Raw genomic sequence first — 17869 nt, 5'->3', positions numbered from 1 at the left:
CTGCACTCATCTTCGTCAATGCGGCCGCGACCGTGTGAACCGCCCGTCCGGCCCCAGATGGATACCGCATTCGGTCTTGTCGGGCGTGTCCGCCCAGCGCCCGGCCCGCGGGTCTTCGCCATCCCGAACGGGGCGGGTGCAGGGCGCACAGCCGATAGAGGCATAGCCCCGCGCCGTCAGGGGATGGGGCGGCAGGTCATAAGCCTGGAAATAGGCGGCGATCTGGTCCTGCGTCCAGAACACAAGCGGGTTCACCTTTATATGGTCGCCGTCGCGCTCGATCGCGGGCAGGGCCGCACGGGTGCTGGCCTGATAGCGTTTGCGCCCCGAAATCCACGTATCGAATGCCGCCAGCGCGTCGGCCAGCGGAAAGGTCTTGCGCAGCATGCAGCACATGTTCGGATCGCGGGCATGCAAGGTGCGGTCCGGGTCCTCGGTTTCGATCAGGGCCGTATCCGGCACGACGTTGATGAGGTTGAGCCCAAGGCGTTCGCAAAGCTCGTCCCGATAGGACAGCGTTTCGGGGAAATGCCGGCCGGTGTCGATGAATAGGACCGGCATATCGGGAAAATCCCGTGTCACATGGTGCAGCAGCACCGCGCTTTCCGCGCCGAAGGACGACACCAGCGCCACCCGCCCAAGTCTGCGGTCGGCCAGAAGGCCCGCCATGTCCACATGGGTTCGGTCCGGCAGGTGATCTGCCTGAAGGGCATCAAGCAGGGCATCGGACCCGCCGGGCGGCCAATCGGACATGGTAAGACTCCTTTTAGTCATCTTCAGGCGATTGGATGCGCGGGTAACATAGTGGAATAGTCGGGAAAACGATCCGGGCCGAAAAATGCGTGCTGCGCGACATCGCGGCGCGGGATTTGGGTGAAGTGTCAAGAGTTTGTCACATTCCCATGCGTCTGTGCGGGTAGCGATGCAGAGGGTGCCATGACAGAGAAGACCGAGCTGACCGAACTGTTCGAGGAATGGATGGGCTCCGAGATGGAGGAAACCCTCCTTGAGGAGCTTGAGATCGATCTGGAAGACGCGTTGCCGACGCTGGAGCTGAAGAAGCTCTACAAGATGCGTCACCCCGATACGCTGCCAAGCAAGGTCTACATGCTCGAACTGCTGAAGCTGCAGGCCGAACTGATCAAGCTGCATGACTGGGTGGCGGCGACCAAGGCCAAGGTCGTGGTTCTGTTCGAGGGGCGCGACTCCGCCGGCAAGGGCGGCGTGATCAAGCGCATCACCCAGCGGCTGAACCCGCGGGTCTGCCGGGTGGTGGCCCTGCCTGCGCCGTCTGACCGGCAAAAGTCACAGTGGTATTTCCAGCGCTATGTCGAACACCTGCCCGCCGGGGGCGAGATGGTCCTGTTCGACCGGTCGTGGTACAACCGCGCAGGCGTCGAACGCGTGATGGGCTTCGCGACCGAGGATCAGGTCGAAGCGTTCTTCCGCGACGTGCCCGAATTCGAACGCATGCTGGTGCGCTCCGGCATCATCCTGATCAAGTACTGGTTCTCGATCACCGACGAGGAACAGCAGATGCGGTTCCAGATGCGCATCCACGACCCGCTGAAGCAGTGGAAGCTGTCCCCGATGGACCTGCAGTCCCGCATCCGGTGGGAGAAGTACACCAAGGTCAAGGAAGACATGTTCGCCCGCACCAACATCCCCGAGGCGCCGTGGTACATCGTGCCGGGCAATGACAAGCGGCGCGCGCGGTTGAACTGTATCGCCGATCTGCTGGACCGGATCCCCTATCACGAGGTCCCGCAGGAAAAGGTGGAGTTGCCGGAACGGGTGTTCAATCCCGATTACGAGCGCAAGGTCCTGCCCGACGAGTTGTATGTGAAACAGCGCTACTGAAGCGTCGCACGTTCGACTACGGCCACGCCGTCGGCGACCTCGTCGGACGGATGGGTGATGACGGACGCACCCGCCTGAAGGCCCGACAGGATCTGCGCGGTGGTTTCCCCGCGGCGCCCGATCTCGACCGGGGTCAGGCGCGCAATGCCGTCCGAGACCGTGAAGACCGCCCAGCCGCCGTTTTGCCGGAAGAGGGCCGACAGCGGCACCTGAAGCGTTTCGGTGGCGTCCCACTCGACAATGCGCAGGAAGACGAAGAACCCCTGGCCGAGACCGCGCCGGTCCTCGGCCGGGGAAACGATGTCGAATAGCGCATCGACCCGTTGTTCCTCGATCCCCAGTGCGGAGACCTTGGTGCTGGCCACCGGTTCGACCTTGCGCAGGCGCGCCTCCAGAATCTGATCGCCGCCCCAGCGGTCGACCATGGCCCGCGCACCGGGTGGTAGCCGCACGGCATCGGCCGACAACAGGTCCGCGACGATTTCCAGATCGTCCGGGCGCCCGATGGACAAAAGCCGGGTGCCGATGGTCACGGGGCGTTCGGAAATCGTGTCGACCTCCAGCACGACGCCATCGATGGGCGCGGTGATCTGCACGCAGCAGTCGCCGTTTCCGTCCGGGTCTTCCGCAAGTTCGGGATCGATCAGCGCCGCGCGGGCACGTTGCAGCGCCCCTTGCGCCATGTCGAGACCCGAGGCCGCCGCATCGCGGGCCGCCTCTGCGCTGGCCAGTTGCTGGGTGGTGTCCTCAAGCCGGGTGATGGAGGCCACGCCGCGTTCCACCAGTTCGCGGGCGCGGTCATACTGGCTGCGGGCATAGGCGAGGTCTTCCTCTGCCTTGCGCAACGTGCTTGCGGCCTGATTCCGGGCGGCCTGCGCCTCGCGCACGCCGGCCTCGGCCTGGATGCGCGCGCGGCTGTCCAGCAGGGTAGGGGCCGCGGGTTCCACGACGGCGACGACGGTTTGGCCGGCCACAACCCTGTCGCCGACCTCCACCGGCGACCTTCGCGCGGTGCCGGTCAATGGTGCGGCGACCTCGTAGATATCGCGGATGCGGGTCTTGCCGTCGGCATTCACGGTCACCTGCATCGGGCCGAGGGTGGCGTCGGTCAGGTCGACCGGGACAGGATCGGTCTTGAAGGCCGTGTACAGCAGCCCGCCGACAAACAGCGTGACAAGCCCGATCAGGATGACACTGCGTGACGTGATCTTCATCGCTTCACTCCCGCGTTTTCATCACGGCGACAAGGTCGAGCGCATCCAGCCGCCGCCGCACTATCAAAACCGCAACGAGGCTGGCGCCCAGGACCACAAGGCTGGCCCGCGCGAAGGTGGCAGGCTTCAGCACCAGGGGGATTGCGTAGAGGTCCGACTGAAACCCCGCCGTCATCGACCATGCGATCACCCAGCCAAGACACCATCCCAAGGGTTGCGCCGCAAGCGCCAGAACCATGGTTTCCCCCATCAGGATGGCCGAAACCTCTGCCTTGGTGAAGCCGAGGATGCGCAGGCTGGCCAGTTCACGGGCGCGTTCCGACAATTGTACCCGCGCCCCGTTATAGGCCACGCCCATGGTGATCATCACCGCGATGGTGGCATAGACCGTTGTCATGATCACGACGCTTTCGGCGATCGTGTCCTGAAACGACAGGCGCGTATCGGTCATCATGACCGTACCCGCCAGCCCCGGCATGTCCTTCAGCCGGGCATGGAACGCGGCTTCCTGCCCCTCGTCCAACTGGATGTTGACCAGTGTCAGTTGGGGGGCCTGTCGGAACAGCCGGTTCGCGGTGTCGAAATCGATATAGGCGCCAAGGCCGAAATACTGGGTGATCAGCCCGGTCACGGGCAGGCGGTGGGTTTCCCGCTTGGTGCCGAGGAACTCCACCTCGATCACGTCGCCGGGGCGGGCGTCCAGTTGCACCGCCAGGCGCCGGGCCAGAACGATACCCCCAGGCGGCGGGGTGACGACATTGCCGTCGGCATCCAGGGCGCGGGCCAGATCTCTGCCCGGCGGGCGCGCCTCGACCGCGACCTTTTTCGTCAGGTGCCCGTGATGCAGTTCCGCGGCAAGGTAAAGCTGCCCCTCGACCGCCAGAACGCCGGGCAGGTCGCGCACCTCTTCCACGACCGACAGGGGCTTGTCGTCGGTGAAGAACAGCATCACGTCCTGCCGGTTCGACTGAAAGAAGGCGCTGTCGATGATCTTGTCCAGGGAATCGTCGAAGAAGGTCGCAGCCACCATGACAGCGACGGCGAGCGATAGCCCCAAGGTCGTCAAGCCGGACCGAAGCGGCCAGCGCAGGATCGCGCGTAAAACCATCATCGCCGGTTGCGACAGGCGCAGGGCGACAAGAACGCGGTTGAACACGCCGCGGGAGTAGCGCGGCGGCGCCGGCGGGGCCATGGCGACGGCGGGCGACAACCGCGCCGCCGCCAAGGCCGCCCGGATCGCCCCAAGCCCGGCCGCCCCGAATGCGATGCCGCCCGAAATCATGTAGGACTGAAACGACACCCGGTAGATCAGGTAGGGGAAGTCGAAGAAATCGGCGTAAAGCCTTGCCAAGCCGTAGGAAAGCCAGCTTCCCCCAAGCCAGCCTATGGCGATGCCTGACAGGGCCACCAGACCGGCCAGCATCAGGTAGTGAAGGCAGACCTCGAAACTGGAATAGCCGATGGCCTTCAGAAGGCCGATCTCGCTGCGTTCCAGCGCGATGATCCGCGCCAGCACCATGTTCACCAGAAAGGCCGAGATGGCAAAGAAGACCGGCGGCAGGATCATCGCGAGATTGCGAAGCTGCTGGATCTCGGAATCGATGAAGCTGTTGGAAAGCTGGATGTCGCGCCCATACGCGCCGATCCCGCCATAGCGTTCCAGCAGGGTGTCCAGCCTGTCGATGACCTCTTGCCGGTTGGTCCCGCGTGTCAGCTTCAGGCTGGCAGAGTTGAAGGCCCCGGTCATGTCGAAGGCCGCGGCGACGGCGGCTTCAGGCATCCACAGAATGCCGTAGCCTTCATTGTCGGGCGTCAACTGGCCGGGGCCGATGGTATAGATGAATTCCGGCGACAGGAACGTGCCGGTGATGATCAGTTCCCGCTTGCGCCCGTTCAGGTTGGCCGAAAACCGGTCGCCGGGCTGGAAGCCGTGCGCCTCGGCGAAGGGTTCGTTGACGACGACCTCGTCTGCCGCGTCAGGGTCGGGCAGCTGGCCGCTGCGCAGGATCGGCCGGTTCAGTTGCGGCAGACCCCCGTTCGGAAGAGAGATCAGCCGCCCCACCGCGGTTTCCACCCGTCCGGGAATGTCGAGGATGACGGAGCCGACAACGCGCGTCTCGACATTCACCACACCGGGCATCATCGCGATTTCGCGGATCACCGGGTCGGGAACGCGCTTGGCCTCTGCGAAGACGTCGGCGAACCGGTTGCGTTCGTAATAGGCGTCGCGGGTGTCTTCCAGCGCGCGGTACATCCCGAACGAGGTCAGGAAGACCGCCACGCCGCAGCCCAGCACCAGCGCGATCGCCAGTGCCTGCGCCCAGAGGCGCCGGAAGTCACGCAACAGTTTTCGGTCAAGTGCCTGCATCGCCGTCACCACGCGATCTCGTCTGGCGCCAGCCTTTCGGCGTTGACCTCCACCCCGGTGATGCCGCCGTCCTGAAACCGCACGACGCGGTGGGCCATCTTCCGGATGGCGGCATTGTGGGTGATCACGACGGTCGTGGTGCCGAAGCGTTCGTTGATCTCATTCAGCGCGGCCAGCACCTGCACCCCGGTCCTGCTATCGAGCGCGCCGGTGGGTTCGTCGCACAGCAAGACCTCTGGCCGCTTGGCGATGGCCCGCGCGATGGCCACCCGCTGCTGCTCGCCCCCCGACAGCTCTGCCGGGAAATGATCCAGACGGTGCGACAGCCCGACCAGCGCCAGCGCCTCGTCGGGCGGCATGGGGCGGTCCGCAACGTCGGTGACCAGTTGCACATTCTCCCGCGCGGTAAGCGAGGGCACGAGGTTGTAGAACTGGAAGACGAAGCCGACATGGTCGCGGCGATAGCGCGTCATCCCCGCATCGCCCAACGCGGTCAGGTCGGTATCGCGAAACCAGACCTTGCCCGATGACACCCGGTCGAGCCCGCCAAGGATGTTCAAAAGCGTCGACTTGCCGCTGCCCGAGGGGCCAAGCAGAACCGCCAATTCTCCGGCAAAAAGCTCTAGATCGACGCCGGAAAGCGCATGCACTTTCGCGCCCCCGGTATCGTAGACCTTGGTCACAGCCTCGGTGCGAAAGATCGGACGGTCCATGACGCCCCCCTTGCACGCGACAGTAAGGCACCCGAAAGGTCAGCTTTCAAGGGGGAAGAAGGGCTGGTACTGCGTCCTACATCATGGATATTCTCCGTCCGATACCCACTACTGTACGAACTGCAATGCCCCGTCCCGTCCTCCTTGTCTTTTCCGATCTAGATGGCACGCTTCTGGATCACGACGACTATTCCTACGAAGCGGCCAAACCGGCGTTGGAACGTTTGCGTGCTGCCGGTATTCCGGTGATCCTCGCCTCGTCAAAGACCGCCGCCGAAATCGCACCCCTGCGCGCCGAACTCGGCTTTTCCGACCACCCCGCCATTGTCGAGAACGGCGCCGGGATCCTCGATCCCGGGGCCGACACCGTCGAAAGCGCGGGCCGGTATGACGAATTGCGCGCCGCCCTGGACACGGTTCCCTCCGATCTTAGGGCGCAGTTCAAGGGCTTCGGCGACTGGGACACGGCAGAGATCGTGCGCCAGAGCGGCCTGCCCGAGGCGGAGGCCGAGCGCGCCGCCCAGCGTCAGCATTCCGAACCCGGCCGCTGGTTTGGGGACGAGGCGGGCAAGCAGGCCTTCATCACGGCGCTGCGCGCTGTGGGGGTGACCGCCCGCGAAGGCGGGCGGTTCCTGACCCTGTCCTTCGGCGGGACCAAGGCCGGACGGATGGCCGATATCGCGGCGCGCTATTCCACGCCCTTCGTGGTGGCGCTGGGCGATGCCCCGAATGACCGCGAGATGCTGGAACAATCCGACCTGGGCTTTGTCATCGCCAACCCCAATCATGCCCCGCTGCCGCCACTTGCCGGAGAGGAAAAAGGCCACATCATCCGTATCGACGCACCCGGGCCGAAGGGTTGGAATGCGGCCATGGAAAAGGTTATCACTGAATTCGGAATTTGACGAAATAGCAGGAGACGTCGCGTGGCCGATTTTCACCAGAACGGGAATGTGGCGACGCTCCACAATCTGCGCTCCAGTTCGGCGGACCGCCTGACCCATGAACTGACGACCTTTGCGCAAAGCCGCAAGATCAGCCTGATCCTGCCCTCGCTGTTCTCCGAGCTTGAGGGCGACGCGCTGCCCGCCATCCTGAACGAACTGGCCGAGGTGCCCTATCTGCACCGGATCGTCATCGGGCTGGACCGCGCGGACGGGGATCAATATGCCCACGCCCTGCAATTCTTCGACCGCCTGCCGCAGAACCATGTCGTGATCTGGAATGACAGCCCGCGGATGCGGTCGATCCACGACCGGCTGGAGGCACTGGGGCTGAGCCCCGGCGAACCCGGCAAGGGCCGCAATGTCTGGTTCTGCATGGGCTATATCATGGCCTGCAAGGACAGTGCCGTCATGGCCCTTCATGATTGCGATATCCTGACCTATGACCGGGAGATGCTGGCCCGTCTGGTCTATCCGGTCACCAACCCGGCCTTTCCCTATCAGTTGGCCAAGGGGTATTACCCGCGGATTGGCGAGGGCAAGCTGAACGGCCGGGTCAGTCGCCTGTTGGTCAGCCCGATCCTTCTTGCGCTGAAAAAAGTGATCGGCGACCGGGATTACCTCGATTACCTGCGCTCCTTCCGCTACCCGCTGTCGGGGGAATTCGCGATGCGCACCGCGCCCTTGCCCGATCTGCGCATCCCGTCCGACTGGGGGCTGGAGATCGGCGTTCTGTCCGAAGCATGGCGCAACCTTGCCCCGCAATCGGTCTGTCAGGTCGAAATCTCGGATGCCTACGATCACAAGCATCAGGAAGTGTCCGAGGAAGACGCGCGGACGGGGCTGTCGCGGATGTCCATCGACATCTGCAAGTCGATCTTCCGCAAGCTGGCCGCGGACGGCACCGTGTTTTCGGACGAGGTCTTCCGGTCGCTGAGGGCCACCTATTATCGCGAGGCGCTGGATCTGCTTGAAAGCTACTACAACGACGCGCGCATGAACGGGTTGAACCTTGATCGCCATGCCGAGGAAAGGATCATCGAGCTTTTCGCCTCCAACATCATCGAGGCCGGTCAGATATTCCTCGACAAACCGTCGACGACCCCGTTCATCCCGACATGGAACCGGGTTCACGCGGCCGACCCGGCGCTGATGTCGGACATGCTGTCGGCGGTGGCGGCGGACGCGGCCGACTATCGCCCGGCCGAGAGCTGACGTCACACGCCCAGATAGCGGTCCGCCAGACCTTGGGTCATTTCGGACATCGGGCCTGCCCAAGCCGTGCGCCCCTTTTCAAGGATCACCGCCCGGTCCGCGATATGGGAGAGTTCCTTCAGCGACTTGTCCACGATCAGGATCGACAGGCCCGTCTCCTGTTTCAGCTTGCGGATGGCGGCCCAGATCTCTTGCCGGACCAGCGGTGCCAGACCCTCCGTCGCCTCATCAAGGATCAAGAGGCGCGGATTAGTCGTCAGCGCCCGCCCGATCACCAGCATCTGTTGTTCGCCGCCCGACAGCGTGGCGGCGTCCTGCGTCCGCCGTTCGCCTAGCCGCGGGAACATGTCATAGACGCGCGACAGATCCCAAGGCCCGCGGCGCGCGGCGGCCAGCAGGTTTTCCTGCACGCTGAGCCCCCGGAAGGCGCGCCGCCCCTCCGGCACCAGTCCGATGCCCAGCCGCGCGGCCCGATGGGATGGCAGACCGGCAAGCGAACAGCCTGCAAAGCGGATGGTTCCCCCCCGGTGGGGCAGCATGCGCGTCAGCGCGCGGATCGTGGTGGTCTTGCCCATCCCGTTACGGCCCATCAGGGCCACGACCTCGCCCTCGGCCATGTCCAGATCCACACCGAAAAGCGCCTGCGACGGGCCGTAAAAGGCGGTGACATCGCGCATCTCGACCAGGGTCATTCCAGTCGCTCCTCGCCCAGATAGGCGCGCTGGACCTCCGGGTTCGCGCGGATCGCGGCGACGGTGCCTTCCGCGATGATGCGGCCAGAGACCAGAACGCTGACCCGGTCGGCAAGGCGGAAGACCGCGTCCATGTCATGTTCGACCAGAAGGATCGGCGCCTCGTGCCGCAAATCGTCCAGAAGCGCGGTCATGTCCCGCGCGCCATCGGGGCCCATCCCCGCCATCGGCTCGTCAAGAACGAATGCCCGCGGGGACAGGGCCAGGGCCATCGCCAGTTCCAGCCGGCGCCGCTCTCCATGGGCCAGATCGCCGGCGGGGACGGCACGCCGGTCGCTCAGGCCGACCCGGGTGATGTGGGTCATGGCGTCAGAGCAGGCCCAGGTATCGGAAAGTGCTGCACGAAAGACCCCGAAGGTCCGGCCGCTTGCCCCCTGAATGGCCAGCAGCACGTTTTGCAGAACGGTCAGATCCGCGGCCACCGACGACACCTGAAAACTGCGGGCCAGCCCGGCCCGGGCACGGACGGCAACATCGGCGCCGGTCACATCGCGCCCGTTCAGGATCACCTGTCCGCTGTCGGGGGCCACGGTCCCGGCAATCAGCCCGATCAGGGTCGACTTTCCCGCCCCGTTCGGCCCGATCAGCGCGTGGATTTCACGCGGGCGAAGTTGAAGCGACACGCCATCCATCGCCTTCAACGCGCCGAAGGACCGATGCAGGCCGCGCACCTCCAGCACCGGGTCAGTCATGGGCGACCTCGCGCCCGGCCAGCGTGCCGATCACGCCACCACGGGCGAACAGAACGATGCCCAGCAGGATCAGGCCCAGGAACAGCTTCCAGTATTCGCTGATCCCGCCCAGCCAGTGTTCCAGCAGGATGAACAACGCTGCCCCCGCCACCGGCCCGAACAGCCGCCCCACGCCGCCCAGGATCACGAAGACCATGATCTCGCCCGAGGTTTCCCAACTGAGCATGGACGGGCTGACGAAGCGGTTGAGGTCGGCGAACAGCGCCCCGGCGAGCGCCGTCACCGCGCCCGAGATCGCGAAAGCGGCCAGCTTCACCGAATAGGGCCGGATGCCAAGCGCCGCGGTCCGGTCGGGGTTCTGCCGCGCGGCCCGAAGCGCAAGCCCGAACCGCGACCCCGCCAGCCTTGCCGAAAAGACAAGTGCGCCGACAAGAACCGCATAGCAGATCATGAAGAACTGTAACGGGTCGAGCGTGTTGAGCCCCGGAAAGCCGTTGCGGACATAGATCGACAGCCCGTCCTCCCCCCCATAGGCGGGCCAGGAGATCGCGAAGTAGTAAAGCATCTGCCCGAAGGCCAGCGTGATCATAATGAAATAGACGCCCGAGGTGCGCAGGGACAGTGCCCCGATGGCAAGTGCCGCCAGCGCGCCTGATACCAGCGCCGTCAGCCAGATCACCGGCATCGACTTCGTTCCCGCCAGTTCGACGGGCCATGCCATCAGCAGTTCGTAATTCTGCACGGGGCTGGCAAGGATCCCCATCGCATAGCCGCCGATCCCGAAAAACGCGGCATGGCCCAGGGATACCATGCCTCCCAGCCCCAGCGCGATGTTCAGCCCCACGCCCGCCAGCGCAAGGATCGCGACGCGGGTGGCCAGCGTGATGACAAAGGGTTCCCCCATCGCCTGTGCGGCCAGCGGCACCGCCAGGAGGGCCAGCGCGAGGGCGGTGTTCAGAAGGGTTTCCCGCCGCATCATGCCCGCCCGCAAAGCCCGCCGGGGCGCACGATCAGGATGCCCGCCATCAGGATGTAGATCAGCATCGAGGCCAGCGCGGCACCGACCGAGGTCGCCTCGGACGGCGGCAGGACCGTGCCGAAGGCGACGGGCAGCAGGAACCGGCCGAGCGTATCCGTCAGCCCCACCAGAACCGATCCGATCAGCGCCCCCTTGACCGAGCCGATGCCGCCGATGACAATCACCACGAAGGCCAGGATGAGCACCGGTTCCCCCATGCCGACCTGTACCGATTGCAGCGCGCCCACCAGCGCGCCCGCCAGCCCGGCCAGTGCCGCGCCAAGGGCGAAAACGATGGTGTAGAGGCGCGAGATATCGACGCCGAGGGCCGCGATCATCTCCCGATCCGCTTCACCCGCGCGGATGCGGATCCCCAGCCGTGTGCGCCCGATCAGCAGGAACAGCCCTGCGGCAACGATCAGGCCCAACTGGATCAGCACCAGGCGATAGAACGGATAGTCGATGCCGCCGGGCAGGTGAACCGGGCCCGCCAGCGCAGCGGGGATGTCGAGGTAAAGCGGGAATGACCCAAACAGCCACCGCGTGCCTTCCGAGAACACGAGGATCAGCGCGAAGGTCGCCAGCACCTGATCCAGATGGTCGCGGTCGTAAAGCCGCCGGATCACAGCGAGTTCCACGATGGCCCCGGCGGCCGCGGCGGCGGCAAGGCTGGCGGCCAGCCCCAGCCAGAAATTGCCGGTTGCGGTGGCGACGGCCGCGCAGGCGAACGCCCCCACCATGTAAAGCGAGCCGTGGGCGAGGTTGATCAGCCCCATCACCCCGAAGACGAGCGTCAGCCCCGCCGCCATCAGAAACAGCATCACGCCGTATTGCAGGCCGTTCAGGACCTGCTCGATCAGCAGCATGGCGGACAAGGGGGTCTCCTGAAACGGCACGGACGACGGCGCCCGTGCCGCGGGCTTACATCTTGCACTCGTCCTCGTAGGCGTTGCCGCGGTCGGTCATCGCGGTGCCGACGATCCGGTTGGTGTAGACGTCGCCGTCCTTCACCACCTCGCGCACGTAAAGATCCTGGATCGGGTGGTTCGACGGCCCGAACGAGAACTTGCCGCGGACGCTGTCGAAGTCGGCATCATGCAGTGCGGCGCGGAAGGCATCCGCATCGGTGACGTTGGCCTTGTCCATCGCAGACAGCAGCAGGTGTGCCGTGTCATAGCCGTAAGAGGCATAGACCGAGGGCAGGCGGCCGTATTCGGCGCTGAATGCCTCCACGAACGCCGTGTTCGCGGCGTTGTCCAGATCGGGCGACCAGTTGGCGCCGTTCATCGTGCCGATAGCGGCGTCGCCCATTGCCTGCAGGATCGACTGGTCGAAGCTGAAGGCTGGGCCGATCAGGGGCAGGCCGACGCCGGAGGCGGCGTATTGCTTGACGAAGGAAATGCCCATGCCACCCGGAAGGAAGATAAACACGCCGTCCGCGCCCGAGGCCCGGATTTGCGCGATCTCGCCCGCATAGTCGGTCTGGCCGAGCTTGGTATAGACCTCGCCCACCACGTCGCCTTCATAGAACCGCTTGAACCCGTTCAGGGAGTCGTGCCCGGCCGGGTAGTTCGGCGCCATGATGAACGCCTTGGTGATCCCTGCGGCGACGGCATAGGCGCCCGCGGCCTCGTGCAGGTTGTCGTTCTGATAGCTGACGGAGAAATAGTTCGGGTTGCAGCCCTTGCCAGCAAGGGCAGAGGGCGCTGCATTGGTGGAGAGATAGAACTTGCCCTGCGCGGTCGCCGCCGGCACCACGGCCATGGCAAGGTTCGACCAGACGATGCCGGTCAGCACGTCGACCTTGTCGGACTGGATCATCTTGTCGGCCAGTTGCACGGCCACGTCGGGCTTGCGCTGATCGTCGGCGACGATGACCTCCAGATCGGGGTTCGCGGCTTGTTTCACGGCCAGCATGAATCCGTCGCGCGTGTCGATGCCAAGGCTTGCGCCGCCGCCCGACAGCGTGGTGATCATGCCGACCTTCACCGGCTCGGCCCCGGCGGCTCCGGCCAGTGAAAGGGCGGCTGCGGCCACAAGGGCAGTTGTCGTCTTCATTCCAGTCTCTCCCTGTCGTGGTCTTCCCGACGGATGGCCCGGCGCGCGGAAGACGTCAAAGGCATGCTATGCCGCGGCGCAGCCCGCCCGCAAGAAGGGATTGCGGGGGTCGCACTTGTACCTTGCAGCCGCGTCACCCGCCAAGGTTGCCGGGGATCGGCCGGGCGGTGGCAAAGAGCGTCTCAAGGTCCATGTGACGCTCCAGATGCCGGGCCAGCGCATCCAGCGTCTGGTCAATCGCCGCGTCATAGCCGGTGGGCCCGGAGGCCACGCCAAGCCCGGCCAGCCAATCCCGCCGGAAGCCGTCTTCGCAGAAAAGCCCGTGCAGATAGCTGCCCGCGATCCGGCCGCAGGGCGATGCCGCACCCTCGGGCCGGCCGGCGACATGGGCAAAGGGGCGGGCGCGGTCCGGGCCGTCGGTGCGACCGATATGGATTTCATAGCCGGAAAACGGCGTGCCGGTCGCGGCGTGGGTGGCCTGGATGCGGGTCAGGGTCTTGTCGGGCTGCATGACGGTTTCGACGTCCAGAAGGCCCAGCCCCTCGGTCGTGCCGGGCGGGCCTTCCAGCCCCGCGTCGTCGACGATGCGCCGGCCCAGCATCTGGTAGCCGCCGCACAGGCCCAGCACATGGCCCCCGCGCCGCACATGGCCCGCCAAGTCCACGTCCCATCCCTTTGCCCGAAGGAACGCCAGATCGCCGCGGGTCGATTTCGTGCCGGGCAGGATCACCAGATCGGCATCGCCCGGCAGGGCCGTGCCGGGCGGGATCATCGACAGGCGCACGCCCGGTTCCAGCTTCAGCGGGTCCAGATCGTCGAAATTCGCGATCCGCGACAGCATCGGGCAAACGATATGGAACCCGCCGCCGCCCGTTGCGGGCCGAACATCGACGGCGTCTTCGGCGGGCAGGGCGGCGGCTGCGTCGAACCACGGGACGACACCGAAGCCGCGCCAGCCCGTCATCGCTGCAATCATCCCATAGCCATCGTCGAACAGGCGCGGGTCGCCACGGAACCGGTTGATCGCAAACCCGGCGATCATCGCGGCATCGGCGGGGTCGAGCACCGCCTTGGTGCCGACGATCTGGGCGATCACGCCCCCCCGGTCGATATCGCCGACCAGAATGACGGGCACATCGGCCGCCCGGGCAAAGCCCATATTGGCGATGTCCCCCTTGCGCAGGTTGATCTCGGCCGGGCTGCCGGCGCCCTCGACCAGTACGAGATCGGCCTGCCGTGACAGCCGGGCGAAGCTTTCCAGAACGGCGGCCAGCAGGTTGGGCTTTTCACCCATATAGTCCCGTGCCCGCCAATTGCCGCGGGCCTTGCCCTGAACGACGACCTGCGCGCCAGTGTCCGTTTCCGGTTTCAGCAGAACCGGGTTCATGTCGTTGACCGGATCGCGTCCGCAGGCCCGGGCCTGAAGCGCCTGTGCCCGCCCGATCTCTCCCCCGTCGATGGTGACGGCGGCGTTGTTGGACATGTTCTGCGGCTTGAACGGCGCCACCGTCAGCCCGCGCGCCCGCGCAGCCCGGCACAGGCCCGCCACCAGCAGCGATTTTCCGACATTCGACCCGGTGCCCTGGATCATGAGTGCGCGTGTCAAGCTATTGCTCCACCTCTTGGTGGGGGCAGTGGTGGCACAGGGCAATCGGAACGTCGAGAGGCGGCGCGGGGACGATATGCAGCGGCGGGTTCGGCCCTTGGGGAAGCCAGCGTTGCGGCGTCTGCTGTCTGATGGTCGCCGGAAAGGGGGCGGTCAAGGTCGGCGACAATCCAGCCGTCGCTATTGCCTATGACCGCGGCGTGACGGTCTTCAGCGGCTCTCGTCGTCTGACGGCGGCCATGCGAAGTCAGGCCCGCACAGGGCGACAAGGCGCAGGCGGGTTTCGCCGATCCCGATCTCGTCGTGGGTCGCCACCGGCTCGATTCCGCGGAGCGGTTGGCCATTCAGGCGGATGTCGGCGGTCGTGTTGCCGGGGTCGAGGAGGAAGGCCGATCGTGCCGCATCGAAAAACAGAAAGACCTGTGTCGAATACGGGATCGAAGCGTCACCGAAATCAAGGCGCACGGTTTGCCCCGCACTTCGTCCGATCCGCGAAATCCCGTTGAAGAGCGTGAAATGCGCGCCCGTTCCGGGTCCCGCAACGACCACCAGCCAACCGACCGGAAAGAGCTTTTCGGCCGCGGCAACCGGGGTGGGAGAGCCGTCGCGAGGGGCGGCGGCTGCACCCAAGGGATCATCAAGCGTTGGCAGGCGGGTTCTGGCATACCCGTCGCGCGTGGTTTCCCGGCCCGGTGATGGTGGCGCAACGGAAATCGTCCGGAGTTCGTCGTCGGTGATGTCAGCCGTGAACTCTGCGCCAAGTTCCTCGGTCGTCGTGACGTCGGGCCCGTCCCCGGCCATGTCCGAGGCACGCCGGCGATGCCCCCCTTCCGCTTCGCGTGGCCGCTCTGGCGCATAGGGGCGGGATGCGGTGCCATCAGCGGTTGGCTCGTCCTCGTGAGGGCTTCGTATCCACGGTTTGCCGCGGGGCATGCCGTGATGCGGCGCGTCTCCGATGCCCGGCAGCCGCGGCGCTCGCAGGCCTGCAAAGATCGGCCGATGGAGGGCGGGGGAAAGCGCCTCCTCCGCGGTAGCGCCCAGAACCCGGTTGAACCGCGCCAGATCGTCTTCGAAGGGCGGCTCCTGCGATGCGGGCGGCGCGTCGCCGGTGTTGTCGCTCTCCGCATTTCCTGACGTTGGCGCGTTGTCGGCGGTGGCCGGGGGGCGCCGCCGGAGGAATTTCATGTCTTCGTCGTCCATATGAGTGCGTCGGCCTGTGGGTCTGGTTTCGTCTCAACCGCGGATCGGGTCTGTCCGGAGGCGTGGCCCGCTTTGGTTCGGGTCGATTGGGGGCGCGGGCTGGCCCGGACCGGCGCAGTCTTGCCACAAAACCGGGCCAAAACATGGTGCCGGCTTGCCGGATCGCGACGGAATGTGGGCAAAGCTGTGGCAAGGCGGAGGGGCGGGGCCGGGCAAATCCAGGGAAAACCGCGATTGCGCGATGTCGAAGGTGGTGATGCGCGCCAAAATCGAGTGAAATTCTGCATATTCTCGAAGTCCGGCAAAGCAGGTGGTGTCGATGGAGCGTGTTCTGGTCCTGTCCAGCGAGGTTGCCTTTGGGCATGTGGGCCTGTCCGCCGCGCGCCCGGTGCTGACGGCGCTGGGTGTGCCCGTGACCGGGTTGCCCACGGTGGTGCTGTCCAATCATCCCGGCTGGCCGCACGTTTCGGGTATGCCCGTGCCGGTGGAGACATTGCAGGCAATGGTTGAGGCGCTGGCCGCAAACGGTTGGTTACATGAGCATTTCGCCCTTCTGATCGGCTATCTGCCAAGTGCCGGCCATGTTGCGCTTGCCGCGGACCTTGCCGAACGGCTTCGGCAGGCCCGCCCCGATGCGCGGGTGGTGGTCGACCCGGTTCTGGGCGACGCGCCCAAGGGCCTTTACGTGCCTCGCGAGGTGGCAGAGGCGATCCGCGACCGTCTTGTGCCGCTTGCCGATGTGCTGACGCCGAACCAGTTCGAACTTGGATTTCTGTCGGGCCACGACGTGCGCGACCTGGCCGATGCGCAGGCGGCGGCCGATGCGCTGCTGGACACAGGGCAGGCGGGGAAGGTTCTGCTGACCTCGCCCCCGTTGGGCGATGGACGGACCGGGATCATTGCCGTCACGGCTGACGGGGGGACGCAGTTCTGCACGCCCCTGCGCGAGGACGTGCCGCATGGTGTGGGCGACGCGTTTGCGGCGATGATCGCCGCGGGGCTTGAGGTTGGCGCCGCGCTGGGCCACCTGGATCGGCTTATCGGTGACAGTCAGGGGGCGCCGCATCTGCGGATCGTCGAAACCCGGCACCAATGGGTCGCCGCGCCGCCGGTCCCGGCCGAACCCGTTACCAGCAGAACGGAGGCATAACGACATGGCGTTCGACTTCATCCTGATGCTGACATCGCAGGACCGGACCATTCCCGACGCCCGCGCCCGGCTGGACGAGGCGCTGGAAGGGGGCGTGCGCCATATTGGGTTCAAGGATGTGGGCCTGCCGTTCGACGACCTGAAAGCCGTGGCGCAGGCGATCCGGGCGGCGGGCGCGCGGTCCTATCTTGAGGTTGTCAGCCTCGATGCGGATAGCGAGTTGGCCTCGGCCCGGGCGGCCATCGATCTGGATGTCGATTGCCTGCTTGGCGGCACGCGGGCGGCTGAGGTGACCGAGATTACCCGCGATCATCCGCTGCGCTATTACCCGTTTCCGGGGCGGATCGTCGGGCATCCCAGCGTTCTGGAAGGGCCGGTGGACGACATCGTCGCCTCTGCCCGGCAGTTGACCGATCTGGAACATGTCCACGGGCTGGATCTGCTGGCCTACCGGTTCGAGGGCGACGTGCCGGGGTTGATGGCGGCGGTCTGTGCGGCCGTGGACAAGCCCGTGGTGATGGCGGGCAGCATCGACCGGGCCGACCGGATCGAGGCCGCGGCCGGCGCGGGGGCGGCGGGCTTTACCGTCGGCACCGCGGCGCTGGATGGCGTATTCCCGGCGGAAAGCGCGGGCTTTGCGGGGCAGGTGCGCAGTATTCTGGACATCACGGCCCGGGCGCGGGCGCATTCGACGGCGCCCCGGCGTCTGGCGCTGGTCGCCCATGACAATCGAAAGGCGCAGCTTCGGGCCTGGGTGCTGCGGCACGCGCGGGCGCTGACCGGGCAACGCCTGATCTGCACCGGCGGGACAGGGGCGCTGTTGTCGGCGACCGTGCCCGCGTTTTCGGTGCAGCGCTTGCAGCGTGGCTCCCGCGGGGGCGACCAGCAGCTTGGGGCGCTGATCGCAACCGGGGAACTGGACGCGGTGATCTTTTTCGCCGACCCCACCCTGGCCCATGGCGGGGATGTGGACCTTCAGGCGCTGACACGGCTGGCGATGCTGCATGACACGCCACTGGCGCTGAACCCCTCCACGGCCGATGCGCTGGTTGTGGCGCTCTTGCCCGCCGGGCGGTAGC

General features: G+C 66.0%; 16 protein-coding genes. 5 read left to right on the top strand and 11 right to left on the bottom strand.

Going from position 1 to position 17869, the window contains the following annotated elements; translation table 11 throughout:
• Nucleotides 1-15 precede the first annotated feature (15 nt).
• Nucleotides 16-753, bottom strand: coding sequence for a phosphoadenylyl-sulfate reductase (locus RGUI_RS02340; protein WP_216640092.1), 738 nt, complete (start codon nucleotides 751-753; stop codon nucleotides 16-18).
• 183 nt (nucleotides 754-936) lie between these two features.
• On the opposite strand from RGUI_RS02340, the gene ppk2 reads away from it, so the two are divergent.
• Nucleotides 937-1860 carry a polyphosphate kinase 2 gene (ppk2, locus tag RGUI_RS02335; protein ID WP_081531578.1) on the top strand — a complete coding sequence of 308 codons (924 nt, stop codon included), beginning with the start codon at nucleotides 937-939 and terminating at the stop codon, nucleotides 1858-1860.
• Here ppk2 and RGUI_RS02330 read toward each other — a convergent pair.
• From RGUI_RS02330 to RGUI_RS02320, 3 genes are read right to left on the bottom strand one after another with little or no spacing between them, the layout of a single operon-like run.
• Entirely contained in the window at nucleotides 1854-3074 is a 1221-nt protein-coding gene (locus RGUI_RS02330) for an efflux RND transporter periplasmic adaptor subunit (RefSeq protein ID WP_081531577.1), read from the bottom strand. The two genes, ppk2 and RGUI_RS02330, sit on opposite strands and share 7 nt — an antisense overlap.
• 4 nt (nucleotides 3075-3078) lie before the next feature.
• Nucleotides 3079-5442: an ABC transporter permease gene (locus tag RGUI_RS02325; RefSeq protein WP_081535933.1), complete on the bottom strand. Its 2364-nt coding sequence runs from the start codon at nucleotides 5440-5442 to the stop codon at nucleotides 3079-3081.
• 5 nt (nucleotides 5443-5447) lie between these two features.
• Nucleotides 5448-6155, bottom strand: a complete 708-nt coding sequence (locus RGUI_RS02320) for an ABC transporter ATP-binding protein (protein WP_081531576.1) — start codon at nucleotides 6153-6155, stop codon at nucleotides 5448-5450.
• 125 nt (nucleotides 6156-6280) lie between these two features.
• On the opposite strand from RGUI_RS02320, the gene RGUI_RS02315 reads away from it, so the two are divergent.
• Nucleotides 6281-7060 (top strand): mannosyl-3-phosphoglycerate phosphatase, encoded by a 780-nt coding sequence (locus tag RGUI_RS02315; RefSeq protein ID WP_081531575.1) that lies wholly within the window; start codon nucleotides 6281-6283, stop codon nucleotides 7058-7060.
• A gap of 21 nt (nucleotides 7061-7081) precedes the next feature.
• Nucleotides 7082-8314, top strand: a complete 1233-nt coding sequence (locus RGUI_RS02310) for a glycosyl transferase (RefSeq protein WP_081531574.1) — start codon at nucleotides 7082-7084, stop codon at nucleotides 8312-8314.
• Nucleotides 8315-8316: 2 nt separating this feature from the next.
• Here the strand turns inward: RGUI_RS02310 and RGUI_RS02305 are convergent, their stop codons facing one another.
• From RGUI_RS02305 to RGUI_RS02275, 7 genes are all read right to left on the bottom strand, one after another.
• Complete coding sequence (locus RGUI_RS02305; protein WP_081531573.1) at nucleotides 8317-9006, bottom strand: ABC transporter ATP-binding protein; 690 nt, start codon at nucleotides 9004-9006, stop codon at nucleotides 8317-8319.
• A complete protein-coding gene (locus RGUI_RS02300) occupies nucleotides 9003-9758 on the bottom strand; it encodes an ABC transporter ATP-binding protein (RefSeq protein ID WP_081531572.1) in 756 nt (251 codons plus the stop codon). Before RGUI_RS02300 ends, RGUI_RS02305 begins: the two co-directional genes overlap by 4 nt.
• On the bottom strand, nucleotides 9751-10734 hold the full coding sequence (locus RGUI_RS02295) for a branched-chain amino acid ABC transporter permease (protein WP_081535932.1): 984 nt from the start codon (nucleotides 10732-10734) through the stop codon (nucleotides 9751-9753). Before RGUI_RS02295 ends, RGUI_RS02300 begins: the two co-directional genes overlap by 8 nt.
• Nucleotides 10734-11642, bottom strand: a complete 909-nt coding sequence (locus tag RGUI_RS02290) for a branched-chain amino acid ABC transporter permease (protein WP_371587445.1) — start codon at nucleotides 11640-11642, stop codon at nucleotides 10734-10736. The genes RGUI_RS02295 and RGUI_RS02290 overlap by 1 nt, the downstream gene beginning before the upstream one ends.
• 55 nt (nucleotides 11643-11697) lie before the next feature.
• The gene (locus RGUI_RS02285; RefSeq protein ID WP_081531571.1) at nucleotides 11698-12834 is read right to left on the bottom strand and encodes an ABC transporter substrate-binding protein; all 1137 of its coding nucleotides are present in this window, start codon (nucleotides 12832-12834) and stop codon (nucleotides 11698-11700) included.
• Between the two features lie 133 nt (nucleotides 12835-12967).
• A complete protein-coding gene (locus RGUI_RS02280; RefSeq protein ID WP_081531570.1) occupies nucleotides 12968-14425 on the bottom strand; it encodes a cobyric acid synthase in 1458 nt (485 codons plus the stop codon).
• Nucleotides 14426-14650: 225 nt separating this feature from the next.
• Nucleotides 14651-15640: an FHA domain-containing protein gene (locus RGUI_RS02275; protein ID WP_081531569.1), complete on the bottom strand. Its 990-nt coding sequence runs from the start codon at nucleotides 15638-15640 to the stop codon at nucleotides 14651-14653.
• A 319-nt stretch (nucleotides 15641-15959) separates the two neighbouring features.
• Here RGUI_RS02275 and pdxY point away from each other — a divergent pair, with 319 nt between their 5' ends.
• Together pdxY and RGUI_RS02265 are read left to right on the top strand one after the other, a co-directional pair.
• Nucleotides 15960-16790, top strand: coding sequence for a pyridoxal kinase (pdxY, locus tag RGUI_RS02270; protein ID WP_081531568.1), 831 nt, complete (start codon nucleotides 15960-15962; stop codon nucleotides 16788-16790).
• Nucleotides 16791-16794: 4 nt separating this feature from the next.
• Nucleotides 16795-17868, top strand: coding sequence for a methylglyoxal synthase (locus RGUI_RS02265; RefSeq protein ID WP_081531567.1), 1074 nt, complete (start codon nucleotides 16795-16797; stop codon nucleotides 17866-17868).
• Nucleotide 17869 lies beyond the last annotated feature (1 nt).

Source organism: Rhodovulum sp. P5 (assembly GCF_002079305.1).
GTDB lineage: Bacteria > Pseudomonadota > Alphaproteobacteria > Rhodobacterales > Rhodobacteraceae > Rhodovulum.
The sequence above is the reverse complement of the archived record's forward strand: the minus strand, read 5'-3'. Positions and strand labels throughout refer to the sequence as shown.